The sequence below is a fragment of the Paenibacillus sp. FSL P2-0121 genome (genome assembly GCF_037975345.1).
Classification (GTDB): domain Bacteria; phylum Bacillota; class Bacilli; order Paenibacillales; family Paenibacillaceae; genus Paenibacillus_AQ; species Paenibacillus_AQ odorifer.
In genome coordinates this window covers 1,447,477-1,465,222 of the sequence record NZ_CP150245.1, presented here as the reverse complement: position 1 = coordinate 1,465,222, position 17,746 = coordinate 1,447,477, and the positions used below count along the sequence as shown (strand labels likewise).

Below are 17,746 nucleotides of genomic sequence, written 5' to 3'. Positions count from 1 at the left end.
TCCTAATGACGTGGAAACCTTTTTTCATGTAATCATCCTTTTTCCAAAATATGAGCTTTATCAGCTGACCATTGTCCATGCTGCCAGAGTATTTTTAGTACCATTACATTCCCTGGAGAAGGAGCCACTGCACTGTAGAATGTGAGACCAGGAACTAACTGTGCAAGTAAATTCCTGATAACACCCCCATGCGTCACTACCAATACTCTATTCGATGTAACCTCACTTTTTTTCTCCTTGATAGCACAGCATCCAAATGCAGCCACAGCAGCTTGACCTAGGTCCAACAGGAAACTACGCAACCGAGCATCGAATGCTGTCCACGATTCTCCTTCTGGCGGTGTAACCTTTGAAGGATCATCAATCCAACGTCTATATAGAGAGTTATCTTTCAGTTGCTCATAAGTGCAGCCTTCCCAAGCTCCGAAGTTCATTTCACGAAGCCGCTGATCATAAACAGCGTCCTGCTCTAGTGAAGGTGCTACGAAAGCCAAGGTCTCCCGACACCTTAGCAAATCGGAACAGAACACACGCCAAAAACCACCTGATAACTCAGTCTGCAGGCAGATCTGCTGCTGAGGTTGGGATAGCCGCTCACTTGCTTCAGGAAGCAATGGAAGATCCGTATGTCCCAGGTAACGATGCTCAACATTCCATTTCGTCTGCCCGTGTCGGATAAGCACTAGCTCAAGCTCTATAGAGGGAATTGCCATACCGACGCTCAGCCTCCAATCCATATCCATGCCACAACCGCGCATAGACCTACAAATATTGAAGAGCAGAGCATCATCATCCGCGAGGTCTGGATGATATCATCCGGTTCCATCGTACGTACCGGATCACCCATATAAGCCCGAAAAGAAGCGACGCCATGATACACATTTTCGCCTCCGAGTCGGATGCCGAGTGCGCCAGCCACAGCTGATTCTGGATAACCGCTGTTAGGGCTTGGATGTAGATGTGCATCCCGCTTCACCATTTGCAGGCATCTGCGCCAATTCAGACGAAGCATCCCTGCACATAGAGCCAAAAGCAATGCCGTAATCCGTGCCGGGATGAAGTTAGCCACATCATCGAGCCGGGCAGAGGCCCAGCCGAGATCACGGTATTTATCGTTCTTATAACCGACCATTGAATCGAGTGTATTGACCGCCCGATAAGCCATAGCAAGCGGTGCACCGCCAATCAGCGCGTAGAAAAGTGGAGAAATAATCGCATCGACGATGTTTTCTGCTACGGTCTCCACCGTTCCACGGACAATTTCCGGGGCGTCTAGCAAAGTCGTATCACGTCCCACGATCATCCCCAACGCCTTGCGGGCAGCAGGGATATCGCCCTTCTGCAATTCCACGTACACCGCCATTCCTGCATCCTTTAGTCCCTTGGAGGCAATCGTGGTTGAAATCAACCAAACCTCGGCTATCCAGACGAGCCACGGTGAGATAGATGACAGCAGCCATAGCAGGATGGCTGTCAGTGCCCAAGCACCGCCCGCCACACATAGCGGAAGTAACACCCCTGCTCTGCGCAGGCTTTGCGGGCGGGACCATAAACGACGGATCGCCCGCTCCAGAGCCGTGATTGCTTTGCCCATACCAATTACGGGATGAGGCAGGTTACGCGGATCACCTACGATCCGGTCAATCACATAAGCTGCAAGCAACACCAAAGCGATTGTCACAAGCAATCACCTCTGAACAAGCTTCTACTTTTCCAGCTATCCATTCTCATTAGCCGTCCTTCCTTGCCTGCACCGACAGCAGGCTGCCCGTCACAGCGCTATATACAAGCCGGCCGATAGCGCCTCCAAGATCGGTTGCTGTTCCGGCATATACATGCTCGGCGCTGTATCGCCCGCTTTGGCTCACAGCGAGTACAATAGCATCCGTAGTCGTGCCGGTTGCGATCAGGCCATTCTCGGGATCGGTAATCCCGAGATCTGCCAGCGCGGCAGCTTTGGCTTCGACAGCTGTCTGCACAGCATTGACCATGGCCGCCGGTGTCAGGCGGCCATCAATGCAGAGCATGATGTTAATCGTACCCGGCCGATACACAGCCAGCACATTGCGTTCCACACCTGCGCGCGCAGCATTTCCTGCGGCGGCTGTAACGCAAACAAAAATCCCCGCTGAACCCGTGTCCTCTTCAGCTACCGCTGCATGCTCTAGCGGCACAGCCGTCATCAGACCAGCACAGCCGGATAAAGGATAACCCCAATCGCGCAGCTTATTCTCCATATCCTGGACAGGATCACTACATTCGTAATTGCGATCAACATATAAATTGACGGCCCGCTGCAGCCGGTTCATTCCTCCGCCGTAGAACGCGCTCGATAAACCATCGGCTTCTGCTGGCAGCTCCAGCAGAAGATGCTTATCCTTCCATTGCAGAGCAAGCCCTGGCCAGACGGCCGGACGATACTCCCTGATTCCCCCTGTAAGATTAAATGGAATCTTCACTTCCACCATAGCCGATCCCGCTCCTTTCACCGCTCATTTCTTTCATTGAATACTTACAACCATCCTCGAAAGGATGCCACACCAATAGCGCTGTCAGCTCGCTCCGCACATAGAGTCATTAAAGACTACATGCACCTGTCACTTAGTCGCTAGAATCTCCGCCATCTGCAGCAAAAGGCGGGCATTATCCTCATGTCCCTTAACGGCAACTCGAATATGCTCAGCACCTAACCCTGCATACATAGCGCAGCTGCGCACTAGTATACCTACGCGGCCAAGCCTAGTCTGAAACTCAGCCGCGCTCCACGGTGATGGCAAGCCACAGAGCAGAAAGTTGGCTTCTCCCGGTGGGACATCGCAGCCCAGCTGCATAAGACCCTGCCGCAGTTTTTCGCGTTCTGCTGCAATAAGCTCACGCGTACGCTGTTCATAGTCACGTCCACTTGTAAGGCAGGCTTCCCCTGCGAGTAGCGCCAAGCCGTTCACACTCCAGGTGACCTGCTTTCCGCTCATCGCCTTCGCCAGCTTCGGATGTGAAATCGCAAACCCGAGACGCAAGCCGGGAATCGCATAAAACTTCGTCATCGACCGCACCAGAACCGTATGCGGAAACCGCTCCAGCTCCGGCAGGAGTGTATTTCGCTCTGACTCCGGGATAAAGTCAATAAAAGCTTCATCCACAGCCAAATAAGTCCCGCAGCTTTCAGCCTTCTGAGCTAACAAGCGCAGTTCCTCCACAGCATACTGAACGCCATTGGGATTATTCGGCTGTCCGAGAAATAACAGTTCCACCTGTTCCAGCAGCCCGGCAATTTCCTCCACTCCAGCGCGAAAATGCTGTTCCCTTGTCCCCTGAACCGATAATACTTCAGCGCCAAATTGTACGGAAAGCTGCCGATACTCAGAGAAACAAGGCTCCACGATGCCAACCTTTTGTGGAGCTATCGCCAGCAGCAGCAAAGCCATAGATTCCGCTGCTCCGTTGCCCACAGTTAACCAGCTATTATCTACGCCAAGATTTTCCGCCAGTAGGCGTTTAAAGCGTCGGTGTCCAGGGTCCGGATATGCCACCACCGTTGACAGTGCTGTTCTGAGCAGCTCCAAAACTTGCGGTGGGGGACCGAGCGGATTGATGTTGGCACTATAGTCGAGAAATGTGCCCCCAGCTTCTCCATAGAGCTCCGCTGCCGTCAACAAATCACCGCCATGCCCATATTTTTCAAGCATAATTACACTCCCTCTATCTACTTTCTCTAGCACGATATGTATGTCATTGCCACCATTATTGCCTCTTTGCCGGAAGATCGTCAATGCTTTCGCAGAAGGAATCAGCTAAATCCCCCGCTTCCCTCAAACCGACATGAATCTCAACAATGTGATCTCTTTTGTTAAAAAACCGCTTTTGGTTTAAAATGAAGGTTGTAATCAATTTTGCTGCGACGGAGGAATTCACTATGCTTTTTATTGATAACACAGGGATTACTGACGCATCCATCAATTTGGCGATTGAGGAATATGCGCTGAAGCACTTGCCGATGGACGAGAGTTACCTGCTTTTTTATATCAACAGCCCATCCATCATCATAGGGAAACATCAGAATACTATCGAAGAAATTAACCAAGAGTATGTAAAAGATAATAATATTCAGGTCGTACGTCGTCTATCCGGCGGTGGAGCTGTTTATCACGATCTTGGAAATTTGAACTTCAGCTTTATTACCAAGGATGACGGCCAATCCTTTCATAACTTTTTGAAATTTACCCAACCGGTCATCGATTACCTGCAAAGCATGGGTGTTAACGCCGAGCTAAGCGGACGGAATGACCTGCAAGTTGGTGAGCAAAAGATTTCCGGTAACGCTCAGTTCTCCACACGCGGACGTATGTTCAGCCATGGTACCTTGATGTTCAATCTTAATTTAGATGATGTACAAGCCTCTCTAAAAGTGAATCCAGAGAAGTTTAAATCAAAGAGCACCAAATCCGTACGCAGTCGTGTAGCTAATATCAAAGAGCTACTGGGTACAGATATGACGATCGAGGAGTTCCGCGCCGGCCTGCTGCGTTCGATCTTTGGTATGGATCCTTCTGAGGTTCCTCAGTACAAGCTGCAACAAGCCGACTGGGACAAAATTAACGAGATCTCCAAGGAGCACTACCAGAACTGGGACTGGAACTACGGTCTGTCACCAAAAAGCAACGTTAAACACACGCGCAAATTCCCTGCCGGAATTATTGATATTCGGATGGATATTGAAGATTCCCTCATTAAAGACATCAAAATCTATGGTGACTTCTTCGGAGTCGGTGACGTAGTAGATGTTGAAAATGCACTTCGTGGCAAACGTTATGACGAGGCTGAGGTTAGAGAAGCATTAGCTGATCTCGATTTGAAGCATTATTTCGGTCGTATTGAGCCGGAGGATTTTATCGGATTGGTCTTCCTAGAGGAATAGGATGAATTCACTGGTCATGATTTGAATCAAAAAGAGGACTCCTGCGCATTCGCCAGAAGTCCTCTTTTGCATGAATTAATACTCTTCGCTTTATCCTTTTACAGCAGATCCAACTGTCATAGCCCGTTCTACCTGCTCACTAAAGAACAAATAGACAATAACCATTGGCAGACTCGCCATCGTCATAACCGCCCCCATGCCACCCCAGTCTGTGCTGTATTGGCCTTGGAAGAACAATAGACCCAGCGGCAGTGTTTTCATCCCCTCATCAGAGATCAGAATATAAGCCAGCAAAAATTCATTCCAGTTGTTCAGAAATTGAAAAATGGCTACTGTTGCGACAGCTGGCGTTACAACCGGCACAATAATCTGCAGAAACATCCGGTATACATTCGCGCCGTCCATACAAGCGGATTCCTCCAGCTCCCCAGGAATACCCTTCATAAAGCCGTAGAATACCAGACAAGAGAACGGCAATCCAATGGCGACATAAGGAACAATCAGCCCACCGTAGGTATTAGTCAGATGTAAGTCCCGCACGAGTATAGCAAGTGGAATCATAATTACCTGCAGCGGCATGAACATTCCGATCGTCATATACAATCTGACCCCTTCACGGAATCTCCACCGCAGCCGGGAAATTGCGAATGAGAACATCAGCGATAATATGATAATAAGTAGCGTTGAAATCGTAGAGACTACCAAGCTATTCGTAAAATATCGCGGTATATTGAACTGTGACCAAGCGGCCACATAGTTTTCAATCCGGAAATTAGTCGGAAATCCGAAAGGGTTGGTGACAAAAATCTCGTCATTATTTTTCAGAGAATAAGAAATCATCCATAATAGCGGATAGATGGAAATGATAAAATAAATCCATAAGGGAAGCTGTATGAGCAATGCTCTCACTTTTTTCATAACGTTCCTTTTCCTTTCTGGCGTACTGCCTTATGCTTCATTTCGGTCAAATGTCTTGTTGATAATAATGGTGGCCAGAAGCGACAGAAGGACAAGCACAACCGATACCGCACAGGCATAGCCGTAGTTGCTTTCCAAGAAAGCATAACGATAAATCATAAAGGTAAGCGTATAGTTGCTCGTTCCCGGTCCGCCGTTAGTCATAATCAACATTTGTACAAAAGCACCGATTCCTGAAGTAATGGCAATGATCAGACAGAATTTGAACGTCTCCTTCATCATTGGAATCGTCACCTTACGATGCGCCATCCACTTGGAGCAACCGTCAATCGTGGCAGCTTCCATGTACTGCTCAGGGACAGATTTAACCCCCGCATATAAAAGACTGAACTGGTAACCCATGAACTGCCAGGCATTAACAAAGGCAATCGCAATTATGGATGTGGTTGGAGAAGTGAGCCAGTTTTGTTGATAAGGAATATGCAAAATTTCAAAAAGCCTATTGATCAATCCGTTATTCGGATCGTAGATGGCAATCCATAGCTGACAAACAACCGTAACCGACAGAACTACGGGGATAAAATAAGCTGTTTTCAACAACTTACGCCCTTTGATTCGCGGATCGGCACAGGCAAGCGCAAGAATGGTTCCCAATCCGATCTGAAATACAGCGAGCACCAGTGCAAAAATAAGGCCGTTACGAAGGGATGTCAAAAGCAATGGATCATCAAACATCTCTACATAGTTGGACAATCCGTTAAAAGTAGCCGTACTGAGCCCGTCCCACTCGAAAAAGCTACGATAAAAGGATTGAAGCACCGGATAGATAATCACTACGCTATAAATCAACAGAGCGGGAAGCAGAAACAGCATTATGGCTTTCTTATTACCTAAGTATTTATGCATGCGGTAAGATTCCACTCCTTCCTTACCAAGCTGCTCACCCGATATAAGGGCTCGATCCGGGTGAGCTGCAGGGCATGGACCAATTTTTATTTATTTTATTTCTCTAATTATTTATTTTCTTTGTTCAGCACTCGGTTCATGTTATCCGTGAACTGCTTAGCCGAGAATCCTTCGATCAACATATTTTGTGTATTGTCGTCCAGTGCATTTTTAATTTGAACACTGCTTACCGCATTGGCGTAACCCTTCACGTTTGGCAGCACTTCTTCAGCGATTCTTTTCATCATGGCAGGCACTTCACCGGTCATTTCTTTATCCACTTTAGTCGCTACGATCGGGCTACCCAGCTGTGTATATTTGTATTCGCTATATTTTTGTGCGATAAAACTAGCTACTTTCACTGCAGTCTCAACATTCTTGCTGCTAGGAGAAACGGCAAAACCACCAGGGCCTCCGGCACCGTTAATGTACATTTTGTTGTTCTCATAAGTCGCTTCGTCCTTAGCTGGCCAGTACATCCAATCCACTTTATCCCCAAGCTTCTCAGCACTGCTGTAGATTTCCCACTGACCGTTGACGAACATGCCAGCTTTTCCTTGGTAGAACAAAGATGAAGCTTGATCATAATTGGTATTCGTAGCATTGACGTCGAACAAGCCTGCTTCTTCCAGCTTCTTCATTTGTTCTGCTGCTGTTACATAAGGCGAAGGCAATGTTGTCGTTCCCTTCGTTTCGAGTGGGCCAAACCCTTTCGTCTCCTCACGAGTCACAAGTCCGCTATAAAAAGAAGTAGTGATCCATTTCTCCTTCGCGAAAATTGAGAGCGGTGTATACCCTGCTGTAGAAAGCTTCTTAGCCGCTTCAGCCAGCTGATCGATCGTCTTGATCGGCATCTCGATGCCTACCTCTTTAAAGATATCCTTGTTGTAAAACAACATTTGGAATTCAATTCCCGTATATGGGAATGCGTATACATGACCGTCTGGGGCAATCAGACGGGACTCATTCCCTGTGTTTAGATTCGCCTTGAAATCTTTGGTGGCTTGGTATTCATCAAGCAGCTCGACATTTTTAGATTTGGCAAAGGTTTGCAGTGTAGGCCAGTCTGTTTCATAAATATCCGGCATGTTCCCAGTCGCGGCATATGTTTTCAGCTTCTGGTAGCCATCTTGAACAGCTTCATCCAGTACAATCTCCACCTCCGGCATTTCCTTTTTCAATTCCTCAACGGCATAATCAAATGGCTTTGAAGTATCTTCGTCAAAATGCTGTGCATAAATTTTTATTTGAATTTTCTTATCGGTGTTCCCAGCGGTCGTATTGGAATCTTCAGAGGTTGAACCACCGTTTCCGGCATTGTTACCACCACAGGCTGTAAGTGAGAAAGCTAAGGATAAAACGGTTGCAACCCCCAGTGTTCTGAATAACTTGTTGCTCATAATGAATCCCCTTTCTGATGCTCTATTTAGTGGAGCTAGTTGAATCCGCTATTTGTTAGCGTTTTCATCGTCCTGTTTCTATTATATTTGAGCCTTGAAGACCCAAAAAGAGCCATATCGGGCACAATCGGTAATAAACAGGACAAAATGAAAGCGGCCTCACCAGAGAGCCGCCACCAAATTTGTTTATTAAATTTCATTATTAACGCCAATATGGCGGGAACGGGCAGCCAGCTGCTCAAATTCAGACGGCGGCATGCCATAGTGTTTTTTAAAGCATTTACTGAAATAATTCGGATCATTATAGCCCACTTTACCGGCGATTTCAGACAGTCTCACATTTCCTCCAGCAAGCAGTTCCTTGGCCTGCTTCATACGAGTATAGGTAATGAAATCAAGTACAGAGATTCCACCTTCTTTTCGAAAAACCTTCCGTAAATAGCTGGTATCTACATATACGCCATTCGCCACCTGGTCAACCGTCAGCTCACAATCGGAATAATGCTCCCGGATGTACTCTTTGGCGGCAATGAATAAATTGTACGACTTAGAGGGGCGGTGCTCACGACCTTGATCAATGACTTTACTGTACAAGCCTTTTATCCAGCTTTCGGTCTCATCCCAGTTATCCATCTCCCGTAGCCGCTGCTCTGATGAACCTGCTGGTTTCCAGAGACTTTCCGGATTGATCCCTCTTTCTCCAGCATAGGCAAGGCAAAGGGATACTATACTCATTAAAAGAGTAAAGGAATAGCTGCCTCCCCCTTTCTGGCGTCGTAGAATCTCAATTAATTTGCTTATGTCCTTCGCCGCTGCATCGCCATCCCCCATCTTTAACGCCATCAGCATGGCATCCTGAATTCCAAGATGAGTGATTTCTTTGGATGGAAAGGAGAACTCCTCTATCCCTTCAGAGGAATTCAGCTCGTCCATTTGGAGTGGAAAGAGCTTACTAGAAGCCATCCCTTCTGCAATTATTTCCGGCTTACCAGCTTTGCGTGCATCTATTTTATGTGACTGAAGGCGTTGCTTCACCTTGATCATCATCTCGTTAAACTCTTGCTGGTTAAACGGTTTCAATAAATAATCTTGTACACCTAAGCGAATCGCTTTTTGCGCATAATCAAATTCATTGTGCCCTGTTACAAAAACAATCAGCATATCAGGAGCATTGGCCTGTAACCGGGTAACCAGCTCCATACCGTCCATATAGGGCATGCTAATGTCCACTAAAGCCAAATCAGGTTTCGTCCGTTCCGCTTCTTCCAGCGCTTCTCTGCCATTTGACGCTTCACCACAGACACTGAAATCATATTTACTCCAATCCAGCTTGGTCCGCATATAATAACGAAACAGCGGCTCGTCATCTACAACCATCACTTTATACATCTATGCTGCCCCCCTGCACTTCCGTTCCGGGAATCGTCATTTTCATAACAGTACCCTTTCCCAGTCTACTTTCCACCGATAGGCCATATGGTTCTCCAAAATACAGCTTAATCCGTTCATGAACGCTGTAAATGCCAATGGATGCCGGTTTTCCTTCTCGTGAGCGGTATTCTACAATCCGGGACACCTGCTCCTCGGACATGCCAACACCGTTATCCTCCACGGTAATGATAACTTCTCTTCCGTGTGTATAAGCCTCTATTGAGATAAGCCCCTGACTACCCTTTGTTTTTAATCCATGGTAGATTGCATTCTCTATGAGTGGCTGTAGGGACAATTTGGGTACCTTAACTCCTTCGAGAGATTTCGGGATATTAATCTCGTAACGTAATACGTCGGGGTTGCGAACCTGCATAATAGCCAAATAATCAGCTGCATTTGATACTTCCTCGGACAGTGGAATAACCTCGTTTCCTTTGCTAAGAACAACCCGATAGAAGTCTGCCAGTGCCTTGGTCGTATCCCGAGCTGCTTCATTAAGCTCCAAATCGTTGAGTACATAAATCGTATCCAGTGTGTTGTACAGAAAATGTGGTTTAATCTGGGCATGAATCAGAGCTAGTTCATATTCACGTTTCCGGACTTGTTCGTTCGTAATCGTCCGCATCAGCTCCTGGATACGACCAACCATGGAATTGAATACGGTGGAGATCAACCCCGTCTCATCCTCTGTAGTCACTGGTGAGGTGACATTCAGATCGCCTTCCCTTACTTTACGCATCGCCTTCGTCACCTGAAGAAGCGGATTTACGATAATCTGTGACAGCTTTCCTGCAAGCAGCAGAGACAGTAACAGGCATCCAATTCCCACGAATATAGTTAACGTTATATTACGGTGAATATCAGCGGTTAACTTTTGCAGCGAAATGGTATTCACAAGCTTCCAATTCAGCTTATCATAATACGTCACAGTGACCAGCTCTCGCCCGCTCCCCCTGCCGATAATTTCCGAGACAGAGCTTCCCGTCTTCCTAAGACTATCGTTCAGTCTGTCCTCAGGCTTCAGTAGGAGCTTTGATTTATCAGGTGTAGACACGGTCCTTTGCGTTCCGTCTACTACAAAATATTTCTTGTCCGAAGAGGTTTCTCTAGCGGTTTCCAAAAAAGCAGAGAGAGCATCTTCTTTTACGTTCACAAATAATGTACCTATTAGGTTGCCCGTTTTAAGATTGTACACGACTTTACTTAGTGTGAGCACCGGAACTGCCGGATCACTAACCAGATAATCTCTCTGTTCCATGGGAAGCCAACGGTTAACCCCGTAGCTGCCTTTTTCTTTAGCTTTCTCCAGCATATCGCTGGTGAATACCTTCTGTTCGTTAGGATTACCGTAGGCGTAAGAGGAATAAATCTGGCCTTCCGTATCCACAAACACAGCAGAATCGACATCCGGAAAAATAATCAGATCGATAGAAAGCTGGCTCTGCATTAAATTGCGAAACCGCGTCTGCTCCACTGTCGAGGATAACAACGGACGTTCAGCATACATCCGATGGATGTCGGTAGTTATAATGTTAGCACTACTCTCCGTATTTTTTACAATCGTATCTATTTGCTGCATGATGAGCTTGGATTCATCTTTAAAATTGTACTTAGCCTTTTCGATCATCGAACGGCTGAACATCTGTCCTGAGAGCAAGCCTAAAGCAAGCAATGGAAAAATGATCAACGGTATAAAAATAAGGATAATTTTATTACGAATCTGCAATCTTCCAAACCACTTCACTAAGGAATCCCCCCGCATAACAGCCGCCTCCTGTGTGTTCTAGCGGTAATTCATTATGTGCTTCATATCCGTAAATCTCAAGGAGAAAGTATAAATACATATACAACTAGGGCTAGTGTCAGCAGGATAAAAACATTCTCTACAGCTCCACCTTTTTTCGTGCCTGTACTCATTAGCTTTAGACGCAGCTTAAATGGAATGGGCGGCAGGGGCGTAATTCCCCTTTGGGTGAGAGAGTCGGCTAATAGATGAAGCGCATAAGACATGCCACCTGCTATCCATAGACTGCCACCATCCTGTATACCCGATGAAGCAAAATACAATAAAGTGCTCCAGCCTGCAACAGCATATAAGGTATGAGTCAATCCACGATGCGGGACAAGTGATGTAACTACGAGTATACAAGCTACTATGTAGTTCCAAGGGTCATATGCCCCTCCGTATGCAAATACCGCAGTAGCGATTAGTACCATCACCAGATGCCGCAGCTTTCTTCCCGGCAGGAAAGTCACACTCCCCACAAGTAGGGCCATTACAATATTCCAAGGGCTTTCAACGATTCCTGCAAAATAAAGATAAATCGCTGCTCCTATCAAAGCAACCTGTAGTACCCTGAGCAGAAAGTCAGGAATCGCCTTGCGTACCAGTAACGAATTCGGTTCATCAATGTCTGGCAGGAGCGAGCTTAATGCGGCGACGGCAATAACCGGGATTGTAATCTCATGGGCCATCAAACTCATTACAGATAGGGTAACCCCGGTGCTGATAATTAAATGGGATCTGCCCATCATAGTGAAACCGCTCCTTTCTAAGATGCAAAAACAAGAACAAATGTGCGGTTATCGAAGTATATCAAGACCCGGTTTTTTTGTCTACATAAAACGCTGAAATCGCTTAGTATATAAGCCTTTACGCGATTTCTATCTTGTCCTCCCCATGAATATACGATACAATTTGGACAACTTGACCTTGTCGTCTACATAGAGACGGCAGCTGCTGAAGAAAGGATGACCTAAGTAGTGAAGCGTTCCCGTATAGCCGATTTTAGCCTGCTATTGGTGGCGATGATGTGGGGATGTACCTTTCTGATTGTACAAAATGCTGTCAAGGTGTTGCCACCGCTCGCGTTTAATAGTATCCGCTTTATGGGCGCTGCCCTGTTGCTGGCTCTAATCACAGTTATTTTTTACCGCAAGGATTGGAAACAGCTTAGTTTCCGCATGGTACGCGATTCTCTGCTGCTTGGCCTTTTTTTGTTTATGGGCTATGGCTTTCAGACGATGGGACTTCTATATACAACAACCTCTAATACCGGCTTTATTACCGGGCTATCGGTTGTCCTAGTTCCCTTTCTGTCTCTTGCCCTATTGAAGCATGCGATTTCACGATACACTTGGTTCAGTGCGGCACTCGCCGCAATCGGGCTTTATCTGTTGACCTTCACGGGCTCTGCATTATCCTTGAATAAAGGCGATGCCTTGATTCTTCTGTGTGCCATAGCTTTTGCGTTACAGGTAGCCTATACTGGCGTTTATGCACCTCATTATCCGGCGTTGCCGCTAGCTACTCTGCAGCTTGCTTTCGTTGGGCTGTTCAGTATTGCTGCCTCGCTTATTTTTGAAGGGGCAACACCGCTCGCCCACAGCGGGGAGCTGATTAAGGACCCAGATGTGCTTTGGGCTCTGCTGATCTCCATCGGGCCAACCAGCGCTTTTGCCTTCTGGATTCAAACCGCCTGTCAGAAATATACTACCCCATCACGGGTAGCCATTATTTATGCCACAGAACCGGTATTTGCCGTTCTGACGGGTTTAGCCTTTGGCGGGGAAACACTCGGGTTGTCCGCTCTGCTCGGTTGTGGTTGTATTCTGGGGGCTATGCTTATGGCAGAGCTGAGCCCGGAACCGGGTCAGAATCAACATAAGAAGAGTTATTTTTCCAAATTACATCTATTTAGAAAGAGATAAGGAGAGAGACAAATGTACAAATTGATCGCGATTGATATTGATGACACTCTGATTAATGATGACAAGGAAGTAACACCTGCTACCCAAACTGCGCTTGAAGAGGCTGTTGCCGCAGGTGTTGTTGTAACCCTTGCTACAGGCCGTGCTTACGCTTCCGCTCAAGCCATTGCCCGTCAAACTGGACTAAACGTACCTATCATTACTTACCAGGGTGCACTCGTTAAGAACTTGCTCGATGAAAAAGTACTGTATGAGCGTTACGTCCCGCAAGATGCAGTCCGCAAGCTGTTCACTTACTGCGTGGAGCATAATCTGCATCTGCAAACTTACATTGACGACAAGCTATATGCCCGTGAAGACAACCAAAAGATCAAAGACTATACGGACTTGAATAAAACGCAATATTTTATTGAGCCTGACTGGGAAAAGCTTGTCCCGCAAAAAACACCAAAAATGCTAATTATCGATGATCCTGATTTCTTGGATGAACTGGCTCCAATCCTGCATGAATTGCTTGGTGATTCCGTGCATATTACCAAATCCAAACCACACTTCCTGGAAATCATGCATCATGAAGGAACCAAGGGCATTGCACTTGAATTCCTAGCCAAACATTACGGCTGTGAGCTTTCCGAGACCATCGCTGTAGGTGATTCTTGGAACGACCATGAGATGCTGGAAGCTGCCGGACTTGGCGTCGCTATGGAGAATGCTATTCCTGCTCTGAAAGAAATTGCTGATTTCGTGACCTTAAGCAACAATGACGATGGCGTGAAATATGCGATTGATAAATTCATTCTTAATAAAGTGAACTAAACTTCCTTAAGCAAAAGGGTGCAGCAACGCCATATTTCATGACGTTGTTGCACCCTTTTTTATTCCAAAACTCAAACTCCTGTAGAAGCTAATTCCACTTTCTCGGGTCCCATTCCACTCTCTTCTTCCTGCTCTAGCTGAGAATAGTACAAATCATTATATCTTCCTTCAGCAGCAAGCAGTACATCATGCGTTCCACTCTCCACAATTTCACCATTCTCCATCACGAGAATGATATCAGCGTTCTGAATCGTAGATAAACGGTGCGCGATAACGAGTGTAGTTTTGTCTCCCATTAGTTTACGAATGGCCTGCTGCACCAGTTTTTCTGATTTATTGTCAAGTGCAGCAGTAGCTTCATCCAACAGTAGAATAGGAGCGTTTCTCAGAATTGCTCTTGCAATGGAAAGCCGCTGACGTTGTCCCCCGGACAGTCGTGAGCCTTCCTCACCAATATCAGTATCCAGTCCCTCAGGCAATTCCATTACAAAATCATAGGCATTCGCTTTTCGCAAAGCTTCCAGAATTTCTTGCTCATCCGCCTCTGGATTTCCATTCCGGATATTATCACGAATGCTTCCTGTATAAAGACCTGCCTCTTGCGGCACATAGGAAAAATAACTTCTAAGCTTAGCCAGACTCATCTCGTTGATCCGCTGCCCATTGATTATTACTTCGCCTTCATCGGGTTCATACAATCCCAGCAATAGTTTGAAAAGCGTAGATTTACCTCCACCACTCGGTCCCACAACCGCCATCTGTGTTCCTTTTTGAAGCTCTAAGCTGATCTTGTTTATACTTTGTCTCTCTGCTCCCGGATACGAGAAAGAGATCGACGACATAACCATACTCTCAAATTCTGGTTGCTTAGTCTCCACTTCTGGAAGGGTCTCAACCTCCACCGGGCTATCCAACACCTCAAAGATCCGTCCCGCCGCCCCAAGTGATTGCTGCATCGAATTGATCAGTCCCGGCAGTGAAGAGAACGGCATCACTAAATAATTCATGAGCTGGATGAAAGCAATCATCGCACCGACCTCAAGTGATCCTTTTGCCACAAAATAACCAGCCACGACCAGCGCCAGAAGAAACGTAAAGTTTCCCAAAAAAGAGGAGAATGAGCCAGTAGCTCCCTCAATTCTTCCCCGCTTCAATTCTTCAGAAGTAATATTCTCACTATGCTCCTGATACTGCTTCATTAGTCTGCGTTCAATGCTAAAGGATTTAAACACCATACTACTGCCTAGAATGTCATGTAAAAAGGAAGTAATCTTGCTCATATTAGTCTGAATCTTCACACTGTTCTCACGCATCGCTGAACCGAAGATTTTTCCCGTAAGGAACATCAAAGGCCCCATTGCAAAACAGATCAATGCCAGTAGCCAGTTAATATAGAGCAAATAACCAAAAGCCGCGAGGGCTAGTAAAGGGTTACGGATTAGATCAATCATTACCTCGCCTGTAGCATTACCAACAGATTGATTATCATTAGTAAAGCGGGACAATAAATCCCCGGAATGATTACGGTCAAAATAAGACTGAGGAAGAGCTAAGGCATGCCGCATCATATCCAACCGCAGCTCATTTCTGATCTTAGCTGCGATTTTATTTTTGAGATATCGATCGATGAAACCATTAATTGCACTCACTAATAAGTAGATTAATCCGAAAATAACCAGCCCTTTAAAAGCTTTCACATCGAGTCTAACCGCAGCATCCGTAATTACTGAGAGCAGCCAAGCAATCGTTAAATCCAGAACAATTCCAAATAAAGTCGTAAATAATAAAATCGTATATAAGAGCTTGTGCCTTAACATATATGTACTTAATCTTGAAAATACGCCTTTCTGCTTCAAAGAACCAGCCCTCTCACTTAAAATTCTATACCTCTAACCTTAGCGAACACCTTACTGTCATGCCATTCCCCATCATGCCCAAGACTCGTACTGCGCAGGATCCCCTCCAGTGTAAAACCTGCACGTTCGGCTACCGCGGCACTTTTGATATTTCGTGCACTACAAAAGATTTCGAGACGATTCGCCTCTAGTTCCCGTATGGCAAAATTGGTGATTCCATTTACGGCTTCTGTCATATATCCTTTGCCTGCACAGGCGCTCCGGATCCAATAACCAATCTCAAAATTGCGGAGTTCCCAGTTTAGATGATGCAGGCTAATGCAGCCGATAAAACCCTCCGTATCCCTTCTAAAAATACGCATATGTAGCTTATCCCTTTTTAGAAACTCCAGTCTGCCTTCTCTAGTAACTTTCTCTGATTCTTCTAATGTGGGTATTACTTGAGCAAAAGCCATCCAAGGTCTCAATTCATCTATACTTTCACGGATAGCCTCATTCATGCTAACTCCATCTCCCCATAAAGGGGCACGAATGAGCAGCCTCTCTGTTTCAAAACTCTCGGGAAAATCAAGCAGGATTGGATCCTTGGAGTCAGCCACTTCGTACTCCTCCTCTGGCGATGATAATTATTCTAAATATGTAAAAATAATACGATATGTTTTTTGATTATATAGTATATATCGGGATCTGAATACTGAATGCAATAGAAATCACAAAAGGAACATCAACAGGCTGAAGTTGCCCGAATGATGTCCCTTTTTGATTTAGTGAATATCTCAACTAAAGCGGACCACTCCATTTATTGGCTTGAAGAGTTCATTAAACATATTCAACAAGGCGGAATATAACAGGTTAAATAGGATCAAGAAAACTCCCTTCCAGCAAAAGGGAGTTTTCTTTTTATCTAAATTTCAGCTGATCTCCGAAGATCCTAAGGGTATTCTCATCCCCGTCTCGGCCAGCGTAACATTTTCCGGTAAAATATATGATTTTCTCATATCCACATCATGCGACATATGGGTATAGATTGCCTTTTGAGGCTTCACAGTTTGCAGCAGCTCCGCTGCTTCCGTCATATCGTATACAGAACGAGTCGATAACTCCGCTGCTTCGTAATAGAAGCTTGTACCTAATACCAGCAAGTCAGCTCCATGCATCAGGCGTGTCTCTTCAGCTCCAAGAGAAATGGAATCTGGACAATACACCCATACATAGCCCTCCTTCTCCAGACGAAAAGCATACGAGTATCCATTCTTGCCATGGTTCACTTTCCAGGTATCAATTGTCCAGCCGTCTAGCTCTATGCCTTCATCACAAGGAATCATCTCGATCTGATTGCGCAGCCATGGATATTGCCGCTCTATTATCGGGATCACTTCTGCTGGGGCATAGAGCTGGCCCTTATATCCCATCCAGCGACAAGAATCCGCCCATTCCGGCAGCCCACCAATATGATCAAAATGAGCGTGTGTCACCAGCAGTCTGCGCATATTCCGTACTCCCTGCGCCTCCATCTGACGCCGCCAGTCAGGCCCACAATCGATCACTAAAAAGTCACTGCCATTATCTATAAGTACAGAAGAGCGCAGGCGAATATTTTTACCCTGTTCCCTTGCCTCTGTACAGGTCTCACAGCTGCAATATACCCGAGGAACCCCCATGGCATCCCCTGTACCCAAAAACACCAACGTATCCATCTGCTATCTCTCCTTCAGGTTCTCTTCAACGAAGTAATAAATCTAAATTACCCTCTC

General features: G+C 46.1%; 16 protein-coding genes. 3 read left to right on the top strand and 13 right to left on the bottom strand.

Annotated features, from left to right (window positions below; genetic code table 11):
- Positions 1-32: 32 nt before the first annotated feature.
- The 4 genes from MKY54_RS06485 to cobD all read right to left on the bottom strand — a co-directional run bounded on the left by MKY54_RS06485 (position 33) and on the right by cobD (position 3,686).
- A complete protein-coding gene (locus tag MKY54_RS06485) occupies positions 33-713 on the bottom strand; it encodes a histidine phosphatase family protein (protein WP_076128145.1) in 681 nt (226 codons plus the stop codon).
- A gap of 8 nt (positions 714-721) precedes the next feature.
- On the bottom strand, positions 722-1,681 hold the full coding sequence (gene cbiB / locus MKY54_RS06480; protein WP_076308582.1) for an adenosylcobinamide-phosphate synthase CbiB: 960 nt from the start codon (positions 1,679-1,681) through the stop codon (positions 722-724).
- Between the two features lie 49 nt (positions 1,682-1,730).
- Positions 1,731-2,468 carry an adenosylcobinamide amidohydrolase gene (locus MKY54_RS06475; protein WP_076128148.1) on the bottom strand — a complete coding sequence of 246 codons (738 nt, stop codon included), beginning with the start codon at positions 2,466-2,468 and terminating at the stop codon, positions 1,731-1,733.
- Between the two features lie 129 nt (positions 2,469-2,597).
- On the bottom strand, positions 2,598-3,686 hold the full coding sequence (gene cobD / locus MKY54_RS06470) for a threonine-phosphate decarboxylase CobD (RefSeq protein ID WP_076280083.1): 1,089 nt from the start codon (positions 3,684-3,686) through the stop codon (positions 2,598-2,600).
- 227 nt (positions 3,687-3,913) lie between these two features.
- Here cobD and MKY54_RS06465 point away from each other — a divergent pair, with 227 nt between their 5' ends.
- Complete coding sequence (locus tag MKY54_RS06465; RefSeq protein ID WP_076128152.1) at positions 3,914-4,915, top strand: lipoate--protein ligase; 1,002 nt, start codon at positions 3,914-3,916, stop codon at positions 4,913-4,915.
- A 90-nt stretch (positions 4,916-5,005) separates the two neighbouring features.
- Here MKY54_RS06465 and MKY54_RS06460 read toward each other — a convergent pair whose 3' ends face one another.
- From MKY54_RS06460 to MKY54_RS06435, 6 genes are all read right to left on the bottom strand, one after another.
- Positions 5,006-5,833 carry a carbohydrate ABC transporter permease gene (locus MKY54_RS06460; RefSeq protein WP_036681776.1) on the bottom strand — a complete coding sequence of 276 codons (828 nt, stop codon included), beginning with the start codon at positions 5,831-5,833 and terminating at the stop codon, positions 5,006-5,008.
- 30 nt (positions 5,834-5,863) lie between these two features.
- Positions 5,864-6,739: a sugar ABC transporter permease gene (locus MKY54_RS06455; RefSeq protein ID WP_038569153.1), complete on the bottom strand. Its 876-nt coding sequence runs from the start codon at positions 6,737-6,739 to the stop codon at positions 5,864-5,866.
- Between the two features lie 107 nt (positions 6,740-6,846).
- The gene (locus tag MKY54_RS06450; RefSeq protein WP_076128153.1) at positions 6,847-8,178 is read right to left on the bottom strand and encodes an extracellular solute-binding protein; all 1,332 of its coding nucleotides are present in this window, start codon (positions 8,176-8,178) and stop codon (positions 6,847-6,849) included.
- A gap of 189 nt (positions 8,179-8,367) precedes the next feature.
- Positions 8,368-9,567, bottom strand: coding sequence for a response regulator (locus MKY54_RS06445; protein ID WP_076308583.1), 1,200 nt, complete (start codon positions 9,565-9,567; stop codon positions 8,368-8,370).
- Positions 9,560-11,371 carry a sensor histidine kinase gene (locus MKY54_RS06440; protein WP_076308584.1) on the bottom strand — a complete coding sequence of 604 codons (1,812 nt, stop codon included), beginning with the start codon at positions 11,369-11,371 and terminating at the stop codon, positions 9,560-9,562. The genes MKY54_RS06445 and MKY54_RS06440 overlap by 8 nt, the downstream gene beginning before the upstream one ends.
- A gap of 59 nt (positions 11,372-11,430) precedes the next feature.
- Complete coding sequence (locus MKY54_RS06435) at positions 11,431-12,144, bottom strand: metal-dependent hydrolase (RefSeq protein WP_076308585.1); 714 nt, start codon at positions 12,142-12,144, stop codon at positions 11,431-11,433.
- A gap of 228 nt (positions 12,145-12,372) precedes the next feature.
- Between MKY54_RS06435 and MKY54_RS06430 the strand changes: the two genes are divergently transcribed.
- Complete coding sequence (locus MKY54_RS06430; protein ID WP_052096830.1) at positions 12,373-13,320, top strand: DMT family transporter; 948 nt, start codon at positions 12,373-12,375, stop codon at positions 13,318-13,320.
- A 12-nt stretch (positions 13,321-13,332) separates the two neighbouring features.
- Positions 13,333-14,136, top strand: coding sequence for a Cof-type HAD-IIB family hydrolase (locus MKY54_RS06425; RefSeq protein ID WP_038569149.1), 804 nt, complete (start codon positions 13,333-13,335; stop codon positions 14,134-14,136).
- Between the two features lie 71 nt (positions 14,137-14,207).
- Here the strand turns inward: MKY54_RS06425 and MKY54_RS06420 are convergent, their stop codons facing one another.
- From MKY54_RS06420 to MKY54_RS06410, 3 genes are all read right to left on the bottom strand, one after another.
- Positions 14,208-15,992 (bottom strand): ABC transporter ATP-binding protein, encoded by a 1,785-nt coding sequence (locus MKY54_RS06420; protein ID WP_076308586.1) that lies wholly within the window; start codon positions 15,990-15,992, stop codon positions 14,208-14,210.
- 17 nt (positions 15,993-16,009) lie between these two features.
- Complete coding sequence (locus tag MKY54_RS06415; RefSeq protein WP_076308587.1) at positions 16,010-16,591, bottom strand: GNAT family N-acetyltransferase; 582 nt, start codon at positions 16,589-16,591, stop codon at positions 16,010-16,012.
- Positions 16,592-16,903: 312 nt separating this feature from the next.
- Positions 16,904-17,689, bottom strand: coding sequence for an MBL fold metallo-hydrolase (locus MKY54_RS06410; RefSeq protein ID WP_076185771.1), 786 nt, complete (start codon positions 17,687-17,689; stop codon positions 16,904-16,906).
- Positions 17,690-17,746 lie beyond the last annotated feature (57 nt).

Excerpts from the sequence above, each read along its gene's own strand:
- MKY54_RS06485 (WP_076128145.1), bottom strand. The coding sequence starts at position 713 with ATGGCAATTCCCTCTATAGAGCTTGAGCTAGTGCTTATCCGACACGGG.
- MKY54_RS06475 (WP_076128148.1), bottom strand. The coding sequence starts at position 2,468 with ATGGTGGAAGTGAAGATTCCATTTAATCTTACAGGGGGAATCAGGGAG.
- cobD (WP_076280083.1), bottom strand. The coding sequence starts at position 3,686 with ATGCTTGAAAAATATGGGCATGGCGGTGATTTGTTGACGGCAGCGGAG.
- MKY54_RS06465 (WP_076128152.1), top strand. The coding sequence starts at position 3,914 with ATGCTTTTTATTGATAACACAGGGATTACTGACGCATCCATCAATTTG.
- MKY54_RS06460 (WP_036681776.1), bottom strand. The coding sequence starts at position 5,833 with ATGAAAAAAGTGAGAGCATTGCTCATACAGCTTCCCTTATGGATTTAT.
- MKY54_RS06455 (WP_038569153.1), bottom strand. The coding sequence starts at position 6,739 with ATGCATAAATACTTAGGTAATAAGAAAGCCATAATGCTGTTTCTGCTT.
- MKY54_RS06450 (WP_076128153.1), bottom strand. The coding sequence starts at position 8,178 with ATGAGCAACAAGTTATTCAGAACACTGGGGGTTGCAACCGTTTTATCC.
- MKY54_RS06445 (WP_076308583.1), bottom strand. The coding sequence starts at position 9,567 with ATGTATAAAGTGATGGTTGTAGATGACGAGCCGCTGTTTCGTTATTAT.
- MKY54_RS06440 (WP_076308584.1), bottom strand. The coding sequence starts at position 11,371 with ATGCGGGGGGATTCCTTAGTGAAGTGGTTTGGAAGATTGCAGATTCGT.
- MKY54_RS06435 (WP_076308585.1), bottom strand. The coding sequence starts at position 12,144 with ATGATGGGCAGATCCCATTTAATTATCAGCACCGGGGTTACCCTATCT.
- MKY54_RS06425 (WP_038569149.1), top strand. The coding sequence starts at position 13,333 with ATGTACAAATTGATCGCGATTGATATTGATGACACTCTGATTAATGAT.
- MKY54_RS06410 (WP_076185771.1), bottom strand. The coding sequence starts at position 17,689 with ATGGATACGTTGGTGTTTTTGGGTACAGGGGATGCCATGGGGGTTCCT.